Source organism: Sphingobium sp. SA916 (assembly GCF_002894065.1).
GTDB classification, from domain to species: domain Bacteria; phylum Pseudomonadota; class Alphaproteobacteria; order Sphingomonadales; family Sphingomonadaceae; genus Sphingobium; species Sphingobium fuliginis.
In genome coordinates, this window is record NZ_LXYF01000030.1 from 36,836 (window position 1) to 53,216 (window position 16,381).

A 16,381-nucleotide genomic window follows, 5' to 3' on the forward strand; every position below is an offset into this window, starting at 1 on the left:
TGCCGTCACGATATCGTCACACAGTGATCAAACAGGTGGAAGGGCAATCGCCATGACGGCGCGTGCGGATTTTGACGAAGCGATGCTTGACCAGGCGATTGCCTGGCAGGCGGCGCTCGAGCACGACGATGCGGATTGGGACGGCTATCTCGCGTGGCTGGAGGCAAACCCCCGGCACCGGGAAGCCTTTGATTCGATTGCCCTGGTCGATGCTGCTGTCCGCGAACATCGGGACGTTCTGAGCCATGAGCCTTCTCCTCCTGTCGCCGAAATCGATCCAAGACACCGTTGGAAGCCGAGACTGGTGATGGGCGGTGCTCTCGCCGCTTGCCTGGCGCTTGCCGTTGCGCTCCCGACATTCTGGCAGACATCCAGACCCATTGCCTACAGCAACGAAGGCTCAGCGCCGCGCATGATCGCTCTGGCCAGCGGCACCAGCGTCACCCTGTCGCCGGGAAGCGCCATTCTGGTATCGGCAAAGAATGACGGGCAAATCGAGCTTGCGAAGGGGGAGGCCTATTTTGACGTCCGCCACGATCCCTCGCGCGTCCTGACCGTATCGGCCGGCAACTATCGCGTTACCGATATTGGCACCCGCTTTTCGGTCAATCTTGCAAACTCTGCCTTGCGGGTCGGTGTCGCACAGGGGGCGGTTTCCGTCGCCGGCGCGCAGACCGCTTCGGCAGTCAGGGTCGATGCCGGCCATCAGTTGGTCGGCAAGGATGGTCTATTGACACTCAGCACGGTAGAGCCCTCCCAAGTGGGAAGCTGGCGCAGTGGCCGGCTGACCTATACGAATGCGCCGCTTGCAATGGTGGCTGGCGACATCGAACGATATTCGGGCAAGAGGATTTCTGTCGATTCCGCGCTGGAGAACAAGCATTTTTCGGGCATTCTTGTCATCGGTGACGGATCGAAACTTGCCAGCGACCTGGCGGCCGTCATGGGGCTCGAAGTGCGTCAGCAAGGCGATCTTGTGCATATTGCTGCTGGCCGGTGAGATTGGCCCGGAAACGGTTCTTGCACGCGCACCGGTAGTCAGTCTCGATATCGCGCCCGGGCCGCTCATGGCCGCGATGGACAAATTCTCCGCCTCGACGGGTATCTCCATCGGCTTCAAGGCCAATGTCACACAACTGAAAACGCGTGGTGTGAAAGGGCGCTTGTCGCCCGAGGAAGCCCTGGCGCGGTTGCTCGAAGGAACCGGACTTCAAGCGCTCAGGATCGGTGATCGCCTCTATCGTATCGAGCCCAAGCCGGCGGTAATCGCAGTCCGACAATCCCCTCGCACGCCTGCCCCCACAGTGGCGCCTGCGGCAAGTGAAATCATCGTGACCGCGCAGAAGCGGCCACAGCCGCTCGCGAATATCCCCTTATCAGTATCCGTGCTGTCGCTTGATCCGCTGGGGGGAGCGAGAAGTCCGACGTCCCGCGACATCAGCCTCGACATGGAAGGCCTGGCCATGACCAACATGGGACCAGGGCGTAACCGACAGTTTATCCGCGGGGTTGCCGACAGCCCATTCAACGGCCTGAGCCAATCGACGGTTGCAGTCCAGGTCGATGAGGCAAGGGTGACATTCAATGCGCCGGATCCCGATCTCCGGCTCATCGATGTCGATCGGATCGAAGTCCTCAAGGGACCGCAAGGGCCGCTCTATGGTTCGGGCGCACTGGGTGGCATCTATCACATCGTCACCAGAAAGGCCGAACTGGATGACAGCTATGCCCTGGCGCGACTGTCAGCTCAGGCCGTTCAGCATGGCGAATTGGGCACGGGCGCCGAGGGCATCATGAACCTGCCTGTCGTCGATGGCCGCCTGGCATTACGCGCCGTGGGCTATCGTCTTCTGGAAGGCGGCTGGATATCCAATGATGGTTCCGACAAGGCGACCAATTCAACGGAGACCGTCGGCGCGCGGATAGCGCTGCGATGGCAGCCCTCAGAGCGATGGACGGTCGATGCAGGCTTCATGCTGCAGGACATCAATGCGCGCGACAGCCAATATGTGCTTCAATCCGACGAAATGCTGTCGCGTGATCATCCCATTGCCGAGCCCACCGACAATGATTTCAAGCTGTGGCATGGCACCGTCAAAGGCAATATCGGTACGCTGGAACTGACGTCGGCGACCAGCTATGTCGAGCATGGTTTCGACTATATTCTCGATGCCAGCAGCGCTGCCGACCAGTTCGGATTGACGGGCCAGGTCCGGTTCGACGATGATCGTCGATATACGGTGCTGAACCAGGAACTGCGCATCGCACCTCAAGGCGAGCAGCATTGGCTTGCTGGCCTTTCCTACCTTCGGGCGACCACTCGAGGGGAGGCTTCCGTCACCCCGGAAGGGGGCGATCCCGCCATAGTGGAAATCTACGATCGGCAGGTTGTCGAATATGCGATATTCGGTGAAGCGACCTTGCCGCTCTTCAATCGCCTGGATGCGACGATCGGCGCGCGCCTGTTTCAGAGCATCACGCGCGATGGAACCGGTGACGAACCCAGGATCACGCCCGTTCGTGCGCGCAAGACCATCCTGTCTCCCAGCGCTGCAATCTCCTATCGATTGAACGGATCAGGTATTGTCTATCTCCGCTATGCAAGGGCGATGCGTCCTGGAGGTCTGGCGCCTGCGGAAACCACGTCGGCGCGCCAATTCGATGCGGACGAATTGAGCACCTTCGATCTTGGCTTTCGCAAGACTGCCTTTGATGGTCGCTGGTCCCTTTCAGCTAGCACCTATTACACGCTCTGGAACGACATCCAGTCGGACTATCTGCTCGAAGATGGGCTGGTCTCTACCCGCAATGCAGGCAAGGGACGGATCATCGGAGCCGAGATCGCTCTGGATTGGAATCTGGGCAATGGCTTTACCATTTCCGCCGGTGGCAGCGCGCAGTCGGCCTTGCTCACGCGTGCGGCCGATGGCGTCAAGCTCGATGATCGCAGCCTTCCCATAGCCCCGGCCTTCGCTGGCCGGGCATCTTTTGGCAAATCCTTCGCCTTGGCCGGTGGCTGGCAGGCCAGGACCGGGCTGCAGGCCAATTATATCGGGAAAGCAAGATTGTCCTTCGACGATGATCTGGACCGAAGCATGGGCAATTATGCGACCGCGTCCGCCCATGCAGAGGCGACGCGAGGCCACTGGACCCTCAGCGTCAATATGGACAATCTGTTCGATATTCGGGGTGACAGCTTCTCCTTCGGCAATCCTTTCGCGATCCGGGAGGAAGCGCAATATACGCCAATCCGACCTCGCACCCTTACACTCGCCCTGGCGCGATCCTGGTAAGAGGCTGGCGATTGCGCAATTGATAGGTCGCAGAATAACCCACATGGTCAGACAGCATGGTTCCGTCCGGTTCATGGCCGAACGGGACATCGATGCTGCTCAACTCGAGGTCGGTACGTCGGCCAGGTGTGAAAAACTGCCAGTCGCGGGCGCGCTTCCTTGAAAAACGCGCATCGGCCGAAAGAGCGATGCCACGACGGGCCGCTTCTCCATAGGCGTCGTCAATATCGCCATCCTGACACCATCTGGACTGAGCCCTGGAGAGCAGCATTTGCTTGCGCGCTGGAACGCTGCCCACATTAAAGTCCCCAGCAACGATCAGGGGCCGCGATGGATCATGCGCGCTCGTAATGAAGTTGGTGAGATAATCGACCTGCAATCGGTAGGCGGCCAGCGATCGGTCATCCTGGACCCGTGACGCACGCCTGCTGTTCAGATGCGTCGTGACGATATCGACCCTGTCCCATTGCCCGGGGAGAGCGACGCTGACCAGCAGCGCGCCCTTGTTTGCCAGACAATCAAATCCTGCACAGGCAAAGGCCGGGAAGGCCATTTTCCGGACGCCCGCAATCGGATAATCGGACAGGATCTGAAGCCCGCTTCCGACATATTTGCCGAGCGTTTCACCATGATACCATGCGGCAGCGTCTGTCAGAGCATGCGAGCCGGACGGCAGATTTCCCTGTCCAGGCATCTGCGCGCCCGGACCTTCCACTACATATCGGTAGCCCGCTGCCCGGCCGATCGCCCGAGCGTCAGTCGTAAAGGCTTCCTGCAGAACGATGATGTGAGGTTGCGTCCCATCCTCGCGCATGGTCCGCAAATGCTGCACAATCTGCGCGAATGCCTGTGTCCGCCCTCTTGCGACGGGCCAGGGCAGACCATGGATATTATAGGTCAGCACGGACAAATGCCCGTCGAAAGGCAGCGGGAGCCTGGGCGTCAGATCCGGCGATGACGGGGTCGGTGCCGCAGCGCCGAGCATGCCCATGAGCGAAGCTGCGATCAGAACTGCCTTCGAGGTCCGCAAATTGTGTCTCCCGTATTCGCCGCCTGCGACGATGCGAATGCACGGGCACCTCAGTTTCCATCACGGAAAAAATTGCTGGGCTTGAAGCTGAGGTCTCCATCTCACCACGCCGTCGAGGCACGCAACGGGGAGATGTGAGCTGATGATTATATCTGCGCATCATGCGTTCGGGATCGTGACGCTGGTCTTATTCGGAGCTTTTGAAGCCATGCCGGCTCGAGCCGCCAATGAAGATCCACGCTATGCTCCCCTACTGGTAGCGAGCAATGCCAGGCTCTTGCACGGGATACCGGTTGCGCACGCCCCCAAGACCTACGCGCTTGCCGTCGCGACGCCCACCGATCATTTCGATCTGGCACGGGTCAGATCCCGTTCGCTCAATCTGCTGCTTGGTCCTTCCAGCCTGCGTCTGTCCGCCAACCGTGCCGCATCCTTTGTTCATCAGGATGGAAGCGCTGATCAGGATCGCTGGTCCTTGAGAAGCATATCCTTCAATGCGGCCATACCATTGATGGATATGCTGAACCTGTCGCTGAACGGGGATTACGCGCATATGGGGCGACGCCTCCATGTCGTGGAGATCAACCCCCGCCGGTTGTCGACCAATATTGCCAGTATCGGGCTTGCCATCGACGATGCGCGGGGCTCTCGCCTTTCCTTGGACTATCGGTCCATCTCTCGCCCGTCACGGCATGATGCCCTTACTCGCCTGGCGGAGACGCTGGGGGGCGCCCCATTGACCGGTTCTGGCCCTGAGCTTGCCCTTGCCAGTCCGGCACCGGGGGTCTCCGGATCGATCGATTGGCGCCTTTGCGTCAGTGACATGCGTCGCCCCGCAATGGATCTCACCGGCCTGGAGGGATCAGCCATTGTCAACGATGCGCGCGCCCTGGCCAGCTTTCGCTATCATCTATGAAAGAGAAGCGACTTCTATTCTCGATCCACGACGTCGGACCAGCTTTTGAGGGCCAGGTGGATCGCCTCGTCGATCATGTCGCCCCCTATGTGCGGCTTGACCGGACCGCGATGCTGGTGGTCCCCAACCATTGGGGCGATCATCCTATTTCGGCGCGCTCACCCTTTGCTGGCCGGGTTCGCCGATGGGCGGAAAGCGGCGCGGAGATTTTCCTGCATGGCTGGTTTCACCGTGACGGAGCCAGCCACGGCGGCCTTGGCGCCCGGTTCAAGGCTCAGCACATGACAGCTGGCGAGGGAGAATTTCTCGGACTGGATCTCGCCACGGCCCGTCAGCGGCTTGCAGACGGGCGGGCCCTGATCGAGGAGATTACCGGTCAACCGATTGCCGGCTTTGTTGCGCCGGCCTGGCTGTATGGAGAACCCGCCCTGACAGCGCTTGAGGAACTCGGTTTCCCAATTGCGGAAGATCATATGAAGATCTGGTCACCCATGACTGGGCAAACTCTGGCGCGTGGACCGGTCATGACATGGGCCAGCCGGAGCAAACTCCGCATGGCATCATCCCTGGCGGTCGCATATCTCCTACCGCCGCTATTGCACCGGTCGGAGAATTTCAGGGTCGCCGTCCATCCCGGTGACACGACCCAGCCGGCTATCATGCTCAGCATCAATGATGTTCTGCAGCGGGCGGTCCTGACCCGCCGGCCGAGCCGCTATGGGCATTTGCTGGACGATTGAACCGAATATGCGCGTGCTGACATTTCTTCACAGCTTCGAAGCCGGCGGCGTGGAACGTATCGCGCTGCGTCTTGTCCGCGCCTGGCGGGGCGCCGGTATTGAAGCCCCTCTCTTCATGGGTCGGTCCGATGGCCCGATGCGGAACGAACTCGCCCGCGCGCTCGAATTCCATCAGCCACGCCAGCCCCCCTTTTCCACCAGGCGGTTCGAGACGCTGTGGATGATGATTACCCTGCCGGCCGTCATTCGGCGGCTCCAGCCTGATCTGCTATTTTGTGCCGGCAACAGCTACACGGTCGTTGCGCTGGCGATGAAATTGCTGCTTGGCAGGCGTTGTCCCCCTATTGTCGCCAAGATCAGCAATGATCTCGAGCGCAGGGATATGCCCATGCCGATCCGCACGCTGTATCGGCTATGGGTGCGCCTCCATGCCCGGTTCATCGATCATTTCGTGGGTATGGAACATGCAATGGAAAGGGAGATATCCTCCGCCATCCACATCCCATCGAGATGCATCTCCATCATAGCCGACCCTGCGATCGACCAGCGCCAACTCGAGACTTTACGAGCCGGTGCCACTGGCCGTCGACGGCAGGAAAATGAGGGCCTTCAATTCGTGGCGGTCGGAAGGCTTGTCCCGCAGAAGAATTTCGGGCTCATGCTTCGCGCCTTCGCCGTCGCTGCAACAACGCGCGATTGCCTGACGATATATGGAGACGGGCCGGAGCGCGAACGCCTGGCTGCGCTGGCCCTGCAACTAGGCATAGAAGATCGGGTTCGTTTCAAGGGCCATGTGCCCGATCCGGCGAGGCACCTCACCGGATTCGATATTTTCTTGCTATCGTCCAATTATGAGGGCGTACCAGCGGTGATCATCGAAGCGCTCGGCGCCGGACTTCCGATCATCGCGACCGATTGCAGTTCCGCCATGTCCGAACTCACGCAACATGGACGTCTGGCGACGCTCGTCCCTGTCGGCAATCTCTATGATCTGGCTGCTGCGATCGCTGCAGCCCGCCGCATGGATCAATGCGAGGATGCCAGCTATTCCCAGGCGAAACGTTTCACGATCGAACAGGCATGTGGCGATTATATCACCTGTTTTAAACATGTTACATACAACTCTATCTCCGAAAATAATTGCCATCCGCAAGCTGAGGTTCGGTCCTGAGTGCGCCGTCCCATGGGTGACGCAACTATCAAGAGACGATCATGACGGACCCGAATTCAGGTGGTTCAGTCCTTTCCTCAAATCTCGTTTTCCAGCCCACGGTGCCAGCCATTGGCACCATGATCTCGCCAGAGCCGCTGATACGGACAGGGCGCAACTGGACGATATGGGCGGGGCCGATCATCTCGCTGCTGATCCTGCTGGCGGTCCTGCAGCAGTTCAGGGGCCTGGACACGGCCCACCTCCTGCAGCTTCTGCCGACAACACCCATATTCTGGACCGCGTTCGCCGCCTATTATCTTGCCGGCCCGATCTCGGAATGGGTCATTTTTCGGCGACTCTGGCATATTCCAGCGGCGGGCTTCGGCGCGCTTCTTCGCAAGCTGGTGAGCAACGAGATTCTGCTGGGCTATCTTGGCGAGGTCTACTTTTACGCATGGGCCAGGCGTAGCGCCGACATCAGGTCCGCACCCTTTGCGGCGCTCAAGGACGTCACCATCCTGTCTGCGCTCGCCGGCAACGTCGTGACGCTGATCATGATGATCTTCGCCTTCCCGCTTCTGGGCAGCGGCGTCGCGGGGATTGGCAGATGGGAGATATCGGGATCCATCTTCTTCGTCCTGCTGACGTCCATGCTTGCCATGCTTTTGCGCAATCGGCTGTTCGCGCTGCCTCGGCACGAACTGTGGCTGATTTCCGCCATTCACGTGCTGCGTATCCTGGCCACGACATTGCTGGCCGCCATGATGTGGCACCTGCTGCTCCCCTCGGTGGACCTGAGCATGTGGATCATCCTTGGAACGATCAGACAGTTGCTTTCCAGGCTGCCCCTGCTTCCCAACAAGGACGTCGTCTTTGCGGGTGTGGCCGCTTTCTTGATCGGACGGGACAGCGACATTGTTTCGGCGATGGCTTTGATGGCCACGCTGATTCTTGCCGCGCATCTTGTTGTCGGTCTGCTTCTGGGAATGAACGGCCTGATCAAGGATCGGACATGATCCTGTTTGCCATGATGTCCGCTGCGCCGATCCCTTCATCGCCAGATCTGGGCAAGGCTGAGGGGCTCTGTCGGCCAAATGAAAGCGGGTCAGCCTTTCTCGTGTCGGTCGAGGGACTGAAGGACCGCAGGGGACGCCTCAAGCTTGAGCTCTACCCAGCAAATGACGCCGATTTTCTCGCCGACGACAATATCCTGATTTCGGAAGGTAAGGTGTTTCGGCGGGTCGAGGAAACCGTCCCCTCCCAGGGGTCAGTGACGCTGTGCATCCGGGCACCAGGCCCCGGCGTCTACGCGATCAGCTTGATGCATGATCGCGATGCCAACCGGAAATTCTCGCTCTCGATCGACGGCGTAGGTTTTGCGGGCAATCCCAAACTCGGATTGTCGAAACCGTCAGCGGCAAAGGCATCGGCGCGCGTAGGCGCCGCTCCGGCCCATATTCCCATCAGGCTCAATTACCGGCGCGGCCTGTTTTCCTTCGGACCTTTGGAGCGCTAGCCCATGCGAATTGTCGACGTTTGCGCTTTTTATGCGCCGCAGGGCGGCGGGGTTAAGACCTATGTAGAGCGGAAACTGCATGCCGGCGCAGCGGCGGGGCATGACATAATCATCCTTGCGCCGGGCGAGAAACTGGCGCGGCGGCCTGCGCGCGGCGGGAGCGTCGTGACCATTCCAGCCAAGCGTTTTCCGCTGGATCGGCGCTATCATTATTTCGATGATGAGGCAGCGCTGCATCGCATGCTGGACGCGCTTGCCCCCGACCTGGTCGAAGCATCGTCGCCATGGTCGAGTGCCTCCATGGTTGCACGCTGGCGCGGCGATGTCCCGCGCGCACTGGTAATGCATGCAGATCCTCTGTCGGCTTACGCCTATCGCTGGTTCGGCAATGTTGCGCCGCGGGCAGCCATCGACCGGGGCTTTGACTGGTACTGGCGACATTTGCGACGGCTCGGACAGGCTTTCGACATGGTCGTGAGCGCAAATGACAGTCTTTCCGCGCGCCTGCGCGCCGGGGGCGTCGGTTCGGTCTGTACCGTCCCCATGGGGGTAGAGCCCCATATTTTTACCCCGTCGCATCGCGACGCAGCTTTGAGGCGGCATCTTCTCGCGCGATGCGGCCTGGATGAAAATGGCCTGCTGCTGATGGGGGTCGGCCGGCATGCACCCGAGAAGCGATGGCCAATGGTCATACAGGCTGCGACGCTCGCCGGTTACCGTCGGCCCGTCGGCCTGGTGCTCCTGGGTGATGGTCGGGACAGCGCGCGGGTGCGCCGTGCAGCCGCGCACAACCCGCATATCCATCTGCTGGCGCCGACGACCGACCGGCGGCGACTCGCGAGCCTGCTGGCAAGCGCCGATGCCCTCGTCCACGGGTGCGAGGCAGAGACCTTCTGCATGACCGCCGCCGAAGCGCGCGCCAGCGGCGTCCCCGTGATCGTGCCCGATGAAGGAGGCGCTGCCGATCATGCGCGTTCAGGAATCGGTCTCCGTTTCCGTGCAGGTGACACGGCAAGTCTGGTTGAAGCGATAGAAAATTTCGCAGCTACCGATCCGGACATTTGGCGTAGTCGAGCCGCAACCGCGGCAGCTTCAGTCACCACGATGGACGAGCATTTTTCTTGGCTGTTCGAGGCCTATTCCTCGCTGCGAACTGCTGTGCGCCATGCAGCCTGAAACCTCCGCATCGAAAATGGCGCCCTTACCCGGCCAACCGCCCGCACAGCGCGGCCGCCTCCGCCGCAGAAATCTTGTGAGGTTCGATGTGGAACCCGAAAAGAAGCATCCCGTCCTATCTTCCCTCGAACCCGCCTTCCAGCGCCAATGCACCTGTCGGTGCTGGCCCCTCATGGTCAGGATCATATGGTGGGCGCTCAGAAACGATCGTTGATAGCGTAGGGCAGGAGAGGGGGATGGCGCCCTCCAGATCGTTATCGGACCATTAGTTTCAACGAGCGCAACAGCATTTCCCATAATTTTCGCTGCACAGGCATTTCTCGACTGAGGCACCCCTTGGATGACGCCGTCCTGCCGGCACGGGCATCCAGCCTGGCAGGGGATCTTCATGCGGCTTTTCATCGTAATTGCAGTATTTTGCTGTGTCCTGCTCACGCCGCGATTTGCTCAGGCGTCCGACCGGACGTGGCGCGATACCAGTAATATCGGTCGAGACGCGCTGGTGATTGCCGCGCTCGGCACGCCCCTCGTTCAGGAGGATTGGCAGGGCGCGCTTCAGGCAAGTGGAAGTGTCGGTGCCGCGACGCTGGTGTCTCTTGGACTGAAGGATATCTTTCCCGAAACCCGCCCGGATGGCAGCGACCGGCGGAGCTTTCCGTCCACCCATACCGCCACTTCCTTTGCGGCAGCTGCAACGCTCCAGAACCGCTACGGCTGGAAAGTCGGGCTTCCAGCCCATCTGGTTGCGACCATCGTCGGAATCTCTCGTGTCCAGGGTACCAAACATCACTGGTATGATGTCGCTGCCGGGGCCCTTCTGGGCGAAGCATCAGGCCTGCTTCTCACGACCAGGCGCAACAACAATATTCGAATGCTTCCCTGGAGCGATGGGCAGGGGGGCGGGATTGCAATGGCTTTGCGATTTTGAGGGCTGTAGCCACTTTTCCAGCAAAGATGGACAAATGGTATAGTTGGCGAGATTTGGACGCCAGACAAGTTCGATAGGGCTCGAACCGATCCATTTATCGGTGAGCAGCATGATCCGAACGACCTCTCTCCTATTTCTGCCATTGAGCGCGCTCGTAATGCTCGGCGCCTGCAGTCAGCAGGGCAAGCAGTCTTCTTCGCCTCCATCCCATGGTGAGGTTGTCGCGCATGAGACCGAACTGGTCAGGCTGACGCTGAAGCCCGAAGCTGTAAAAAGGCTCGGCATCGAGACGACCAGGGTTGGTGCGGGAACGGCTGCGCTGGCGCGAGAAACGAGCGGCGAAATCGTCGTTCCCAATGGGACTGGTGGCGTACCCACCGGTGCTCTCAGCAATCTGGCACAAATTGGTGCCAGCCAGGCGAGCGCCGACGGCGAGGTCGAGCGGACGCGCGCGCAGGTTCGGCTCGCGCGCATTGCGCTGGAACGCGCCAGCAGGCTCGTTGCAGAAGAAGCTGGAAGCGTCAGGGCGCGGGACGAGGCTGCGGCAGCGCTCGCAACAGCCCAGGCCCAGGCCCAGGTTGCGATCGAGCAACGACGCTTGCTCGGGCCCGCGGTTGCGTCGTTGGGCAACCAGTCACGTCTCTGGGTCCGCGTTTCCGTCGCCGGCACAGATGTTGCTGCCATCAACCGCAATGCATCCATCATCGTCGCGCCCCTGGGAACAACGCAGGGAGGACGCAAAGGGACACCGGTTCAAGCCCCGCCGTCGGCCAATGCAGTAGCTGGTACGGTCGACCTCTATTATGCGCTCGATAATAGCGACCAATTCTGGCGCGTGGGACAGCGCGTCGGCATTCGACTTCCCCTCGGCAAGACCCAGGAAGGGCTTTCCGTCCCAGCCAGTGCGATCGTGCGGGACATTTACGGCGGAGAATGGGTCTATCTCCAGACGGCGCCGGGCAATTTCATCCGGCAGCGCATCGAAGCCCTGTCGAGCGGGCAGGATGGCGCTGTCGTCATCCGCGGCCTGGCGCCTGAAGCACAGGTAGTTTCGGTCGGCGCCATGGAACTGTTCGGCACCGAATTCGGAGTGGCGCACTGATGCTCGCCTGGCTCGTCCGCAGCGCACTTCAGCAGCGCGTCATCGTTCTTGTTCTTGCCGCTATCCTGGTCGTGCTCGGACTGCGGGCATCGACCGATGTGCCGCTGGATGTCTTTCCAGAATTTGCGCCGCCGATCGTGGAGATTCAGACCGAAGCGCCAGGGCTCTCGACGGAGGAAGTCGAAAGCCTCATTACCGTTCCGATCGAAACCCAGGTGAATGGCGTGCCTGGTATAGCCACGCTGAGGTCCAAGTCGGTCCTGGGTCTTTCGTCCGTGGTCCTTCTCCTGGAGCGCGGCGCGGATGTCTTCCGTGCAAGGCAGATGGTGCAGGAGCGGGTTACCCAGGCACAGGCTCGACTGCCTGCTGCCGCACGCCCTCCGATCATGCTGGCCCCGCTTTCGTCGACCAGCCGCGCCATGAAGATCGGCATTTCCTCGAAAAAGCTCGATCAGATGGAACTGTCCGAACTGGTTCGCTGGACTATTCGACCCAGGCTGATGTTCGTGCCTGGCGTCGCCAATGTCGCCATGTGGGGCATGCGCGATCGTCAGCTTCAGGTTCTCGTCGACCCTGACAAGCTACGTGCGGCTGGGGTCACTCTCAACGAACTGCGCCTGGCAACCGGTGATGCCGTCCTGGTGGGAGGCGGCGGCTTTGTCGACAACGCCAATCAGCGCCTCGCGGTGCAGCAGCCAAGCGCCGTTCAAACAGCCGACGACCTTGCTCGGACTGTCGTCAAATTGACCGGCGATGCACCGATCCGCGTAGGCGATGTTGCCCGGGTGACCGAGAGCTATGCCGCGCCGATCGGGAACGCGATCATTGATGATGGGCCAGGCATCATGCTCATCGTAGAGAAGCAGCCGACAGGCAACACTCTCGAACTCACGCGCTCGGTCGAAGCTGCCCTGGAGGAGCTCAAGCCCGGTTTGCAGGACGTCAAGGTCGACAGCAGCATCTTCCGACCTGCGACCTTCATCGAACGCTCGATCGACAATCTCACCCGCGCACTCGCGATTGGTTGCTTCCTCGTGGCGGTCGTTCTGTTTCTTTTTACCCGGGACTGGCGGCAGGCGATTATCAGTCTGGTCGCCATTCCCCTGTCGTTGCTCGGTGCCGGGCTCGTCCTGCTCTGGAGCGGGGCGACCATCAATACCATGGTTATTGCCGGTCTGGTGATCGCGCTTGGAGAGGTCGTCGACGATGCCATCATCGACGTCGAGAATATTGCCCGGCGGCTCCGCCTCAACCGCGAGGCCGATAATCCCAGGACGCCATTCGAAGTCGTACTGGCAGCGTCGCTAGAGGTGCGCTCTGCGGTGGTTTTCGCGTCGCTGATCGTGATGTTGGTCTTTCTCCCCATCTTCTTCCTGGGCGGGGTCGCGGGCACATTCTTCCAGCCGCTCGCCATTGCCTATGTCCTGGCGATCGCAGCATCGCTGCTGGTTGCGCTCGTCGTAACCCCTGCCCTTTGCCTGTTTCTGCTACCCAATGCTCCGGTCAAACATGAAGGTGACACGCGTTTCGTACGAGCGCTCAAGGGGCGTTATGGAGCAATGCTGCCTCGTATCATTGCCGCACCGCGTGCGGTTATGATCGTGATCGGAGCGGGCCTGCTTCTGGCGGGTGTTGGCTATGCGACTTTCAAGGATCAGTTCCTGCCGGAATTCCGCGAAACCGATTTCCTCATGCACTGGCTCGAAAAACCCGGAGCCTCCATCGAAGCCATGGATCGGATCACCATCCGGGTTTCCAAGGAGCTTCGTGCGATCCCGGGCGTCCGTAATTTCGGCGCACATATCGGGCGGGCGGAAGCGGCCGACGAGGTGGTCGGCCCGAACTTCACCGAGTTGTGGATAAGTCTCGACGAGAAGGCGGACTATGACGGCAGCGTGGCCAGGATCAAGGAGGTGATAGAAGGCTATCCTGGGCTCTTCCGGGATGTGCTCACCTATCTGCGCGAACGGATCAAGGAAGTTCTGTCCGGTGCAAGCGCGACGGTTGTGGTGCGGATCTTTGGCCCCGATCAGAATGAGCTTCGTGCTGCTGCGGACCGGATCAAGCAACAGGTAGCCGGAGTGGAAGGCGTAGCGGACCTCAAGGTCGAGCAGCAGGTTCTGGTCCCGCAGATCCGCATCCGTCCCCGCAGCGGCGATCTGGCAACCTTCGGCCTGACGCCGGGCGAGGTGCGCCGCCAGGCACAATCCCTCGTTGCCGGACAGAAGCTTGGCGAGATTTACCGCGATCAGAAAGCCTTTGACGTGGCGCTCTGGGGAGAGGCAGCGACCAGAGGCGACATGCATGCCCTCGCTGATCTGATGATCCAGACGCCCAACGGCGGTGCGGTACGCCTGCGCGATGTGGCGGACGTGGCAGTGGTGCCTGCTCCCAATGAAATCAAGCGCGAGGATGGTCAACGACGCCTCGATGTGACGCTCAACGTCAGTGGTGCGGACCTGGGCACAGTCGCCCAGGCGGTTGAGTCCATCGTGGCCAGGACCCGCTTTGCTCAAGGCTATCATGCCAAGGTCCTTGGCGAATATGCAGCACTCAAGGAGTCGCGCCAGCGACTTTGGACGACCGGCCTATTCTGTCTTGTCGGGATATTGGTGCTGGTGTGGATGGAGTTCCGCTCTCACCGGATCACTGCGCTGGTTGCGGTCAGCCTTCCTTTCGCGCTGGTCGGTGGCGTTGTGGCGGTGGCGTTCACCGGCAGCCTCTTGTCGCTGGGATCACTCGTCGGCTTCGTCACCGTCATCGGCATCGCGGCACGCAACGGCATCATGCTCCTGTCGCATTATCACCATTTGCGTGTTCATGAGGGAGAGGCTTTTGGTCCATCGCTTGTTCTGCGCGGAGCAGAAGAGCGGCTGGTTCCCATCCTCATGACTGCAGCCTGCGCGGGCCTTGCGCTTGTGCCGCTGATCGTGGCGGGGAACGCGCCGGGCCATGAAATCGAACATCCCATGGCGATCGTCATTCTTGGTGGACTTGTATCATCCACGCTCCTCAATCTTTTCCTGATGCCTGCCCTCTACGCTCGGTACGGCGAGGATGCGGCTGGGCCGGCCGAGCCCTCGCCCCAAGATGCTCGCATGAAGGGAGCAGCAATATGAAAACGGCCATCCTTCACGCGTGCCTGATGACTGCTGGACTCCTGGCAAGCGGCTGTGTCTCCCAGCAAGGCGCGCCACCCGCATCGGGCCTTACCCAGGCTCCGCCTCCCTTTTCGCGTGGCGAACATGTGATCGACCGACCCTTGCCGGAAAACTGGTGGCAGCTTTTCAATGACAGCCAACTCGATGCGCTTGTTGAAGCGAGCCTCGCAGCTAATGCCGATCTTCGCGCAGCCTTTGCCAATCTCGAAGCAGCGCGCGCTGCGACCCGGCAGGCGGACGCAGCGCGACTTCCGCAACCGATCCTCGAAAGCAGCGCAGCGATCGACAATCCTGCAGGGCAGCCAAGCGCAGCCAATGTGTCGAGCAGTGATTATGATGCCGCAGCAACCATAAGCTGGGATATCGATCTGTTCGGTCGGCTGCGTGCGGGAGCGCTGGCCGCCCGCGCTGACGCGCAGGCGCAAGCGGCCGCGCTGGATGGTGTGCGCGTGGCCGTGGCGGCAGATACCGTGCTCGCTTACATCGATCTATGTGCGGCGCGTCAGAATGGGGCGGTGGCCTACAAGATTGTCGATGCGCAGGAACGCAATCTCAAGGCCGTTCGCGAACAATTGTCGGCAGGGGAAGTGTCTCCCCTTGAGGTCGCGCAAGCCGCCAGCCTGCTTGAAGCATCGAGAGCTACGATCCCGGCTTTCGATGCCGCTGCCGCCAGCGCAAGATTCCGGCTCGCAACGCTTCAGGGCTTGCCGCCTACCACCCCCCAGATGGCCAAGGTTGATTGCACGCTGCTGCCCAGAGCGAGCAGCGAAGTGCCAATAGGCGACGGTGCTGCACTGCTGGCACGTCGGCCCGATATTCGCGAAGCAGAGCGCAAGCTTGCTTCGGCAACAGCCAAGATCACCATCGCGCGGGCCGAACTCTATCCCAGGATCACGCTGGGCGGCGCATTGGGACTTCTGTCCGGCGCTTTTTCTGCCAGTGCCTCACCGCTAATTTCCTGGTCCTTCCCCAACCAGGCGCCGGCGCGCGCCAAGATCGCGCAGGCGCAGGCAGCCGAACGCGCTGCGCTGGCTTCGTTCGACAACGCCGTTCTGCGCGCCCTCAGGGAAGTCGAAACCGGACTTGCAGGCCTACAAAGCGAAGCCATCCGGAACCAGGCGCTTGATCGGGCAAGAGAGGCAGCAGGGCTTTACGCCCGTCGAACCAGTGCCCGGGCCAGGATTGGCGACGCGTCGCCATTGCTGGTGATCGATGCCGAACGAACCCTTGCAACGGCTGCTCTTCAAAAGGGACAGTCGGATCATCTGCTGGCACAATCCTATATCTCCCTGTTCCGTGCGCTGGGCGGTGGATGGCAGCGAGCACCTGAGCCGCTCGATCCGGTCAGGGTGATGGAGTAGAAGAA

At 60.9% G+C, this 16,381-nt stretch carries 13 protein-coding genes; 12 read left to right on the forward strand and 1 reads right to left on the reverse strand.

Features of this window, described 5'->3' with window-relative positions:
* The first annotated feature begins 52 nt into the window (after positions 1-52).
* Together A8G00_RS07995 and A8G00_RS08000 are read left to right on the forward strand one after the other, a co-directional pair.
* Entirely contained in the window at positions 53-1,000 is a 948-nt protein-coding gene (locus A8G00_RS07995; RefSeq protein ID WP_017183064.1) for a FecR domain-containing protein, read from the forward strand.
* Positions 906-3,293, forward strand: coding sequence for a TonB-dependent receptor (locus tag A8G00_RS08000; RefSeq protein ID WP_234781520.1), 2,388 nt, complete (start codon positions 906-908; stop codon positions 3,291-3,293). The genes A8G00_RS07995 and A8G00_RS08000 overlap by 95 nt, the downstream gene beginning before the upstream one ends.
* On the opposite strand, the gene A8G00_RS08005 is transcribed toward A8G00_RS08000, so the two are convergent.
* Positions 3,265-4,323 (reverse strand): endonuclease/exonuclease/phosphatase family protein, encoded by a 1,059-nt coding sequence (locus A8G00_RS08005; RefSeq protein ID WP_037509330.1) that lies wholly within the window; start codon positions 4,321-4,323, stop codon positions 3,265-3,267. The genes A8G00_RS08000 and A8G00_RS08005 overlap by 29 nt on opposite strands.
* Before the next feature lie 142 nt (positions 4,324-4,465).
* Between A8G00_RS08005 and A8G00_RS08010 the strand changes: the two genes are divergently transcribed.
* From A8G00_RS08010 to A8G00_RS08055, 10 genes are all read left to right on the forward strand, one after another.
* Positions 4,466-5,239, forward strand: a complete 774-nt coding sequence (locus A8G00_RS08010; protein WP_037509331.1) for a hypothetical protein — start codon at positions 4,466-4,468, stop codon at positions 5,237-5,239.
* Positions 5,236-5,979, forward strand: a complete 744-nt coding sequence (locus A8G00_RS08015; protein WP_037509333.1) for a DUF2334 domain-containing protein — start codon at positions 5,236-5,238, stop codon at positions 5,977-5,979. Before A8G00_RS08010 ends, A8G00_RS08015 begins: the two co-directional genes overlap by 4 nt.
* Before the next feature lie 7 nt (positions 5,980-5,986).
* Positions 5,987-7,150 (forward strand): glycosyltransferase, encoded by a 1,164-nt coding sequence (locus A8G00_RS08020; RefSeq protein ID WP_051887075.1) that lies wholly within the window; start codon positions 5,987-5,989, stop codon positions 7,148-7,150.
* A gap of 41 nt (positions 7,151-7,191) precedes the next feature.
* Positions 7,192-8,148: a hypothetical protein gene (locus A8G00_RS08025; protein ID WP_230588555.1), complete on the forward strand. Its 957-nt coding sequence runs from the start codon at positions 7,192-7,194 to the stop codon at positions 8,146-8,148.
* Positions 8,145-8,648 carry a DUF2141 domain-containing protein gene (locus A8G00_RS08030; RefSeq protein ID WP_037509337.1) on the forward strand — a complete coding sequence of 168 codons (504 nt, stop codon included), beginning with the start codon at positions 8,145-8,147 and terminating at the stop codon, positions 8,646-8,648. The genes A8G00_RS08025 and A8G00_RS08030 overlap by 4 nt, the downstream gene beginning before the upstream one ends.
* 3 nt (positions 8,649-8,651) lie before the next feature.
* Positions 8,652-9,824, forward strand: a complete 1,173-nt coding sequence (locus tag A8G00_RS08035) for a glycosyltransferase (RefSeq protein ID WP_037509339.1) — start codon at positions 8,652-8,654, stop codon at positions 9,822-9,824.
* 388 nt (positions 9,825-10,212) lie between these two features.
* The gene (locus tag A8G00_RS08040) at positions 10,213-10,752 is read left to right on the forward strand and encodes a phosphatase PAP2 family protein (protein WP_010338368.1); all 540 of its coding nucleotides are present in this window, start codon (positions 10,213-10,215) and stop codon (positions 10,750-10,752) included.
* A gap of 109 nt (positions 10,753-10,861) precedes the next feature.
* A complete protein-coding gene (locus A8G00_RS08045) occupies positions 10,862-11,854 on the forward strand; it encodes an efflux RND transporter periplasmic adaptor subunit (protein ID WP_010338369.1) in 993 nt (330 codons plus the stop codon).
* On the forward strand, positions 11,854-14,973 hold the full coding sequence (locus tag A8G00_RS08050; RefSeq protein WP_037509340.1) for an efflux RND transporter permease subunit: 3,120 nt from the start codon (positions 11,854-11,856) through the stop codon (positions 14,971-14,973). The genes A8G00_RS08045 and A8G00_RS08050 overlap by 1 nt, the downstream gene beginning before the upstream one ends.
* A complete protein-coding gene (locus A8G00_RS08055) occupies positions 14,970-16,376 on the forward strand; it encodes an efflux transporter outer membrane subunit (RefSeq protein ID WP_029547837.1) in 1,407 nt (468 codons plus the stop codon). The genes A8G00_RS08050 and A8G00_RS08055 overlap by 4 nt, the downstream gene beginning before the upstream one ends.
* Positions 16,377-16,381: the final 5 nt, after the last annotated feature.

Bases quoted from the DNA above. Each gene is read 5' to 3' on its own strand.
- A8G00_RS08015 (WP_037509333.1), top strand. From the start codon at position 5,236: ATGAAAGAGAAGCGACTTCTATTCTCGATCCACGACGTCGGACCAGCT.
- A8G00_RS08025 (WP_230588555.1), top strand. From the start codon at position 7,192: ATGACGGACCCGAATTCAGGTGGTTCAGTCCTTTCCTCAAATCTCGTT.
- A8G00_RS08030 (WP_037509337.1), top strand. From the start codon at position 8,145: ATGATCCTGTTTGCCATGATGTCCGCTGCGCCGATCCCTTCATCGCCA.
- A8G00_RS08035 (WP_037509339.1), top strand. From the start codon at position 8,652: ATGCGAATTGTCGACGTTTGCGCTTTTTATGCGCCGCAGGGCGGCGGG.
- A8G00_RS08040 (WP_010338368.1), top strand. From the start codon at position 10,213: ATGCGGCTTTTCATCGTAATTGCAGTATTTTGCTGTGTCCTGCTCACG.
- A8G00_RS07995 (WP_017183064.1), top strand. From the start codon at position 53: ATGACGGCGCGTGCGGATTTTGACGAAGCGATGCTTGACCAGGCGATT.
- A8G00_RS08020 (WP_051887075.1), top strand. From the start codon at position 5,987: ATGCGCGTGCTGACATTTCTTCACAGCTTCGAAGCCGGCGGCGTGGAA.
- A8G00_RS08055 (WP_029547837.1), top strand. From the start codon at position 14,970: ATGAAAACGGCCATCCTTCACGCGTGCCTGATGACTGCTGGACTCCTG.
- A8G00_RS08010 (WP_037509331.1), top strand. From the start codon at position 4,466: ATGATTATATCTGCGCATCATGCGTTCGGGATCGTGACGCTGGTCTTA.
- A8G00_RS08050 (WP_037509340.1), top strand. From the start codon at position 11,854: ATGCTCGCCTGGCTCGTCCGCAGCGCACTTCAGCAGCGCGTCATCGTT.
- A8G00_RS08045 (WP_010338369.1), top strand. From the start codon at position 10,862: ATGATCCGAACGACCTCTCTCCTATTTCTGCCATTGAGCGCGCTCGTA.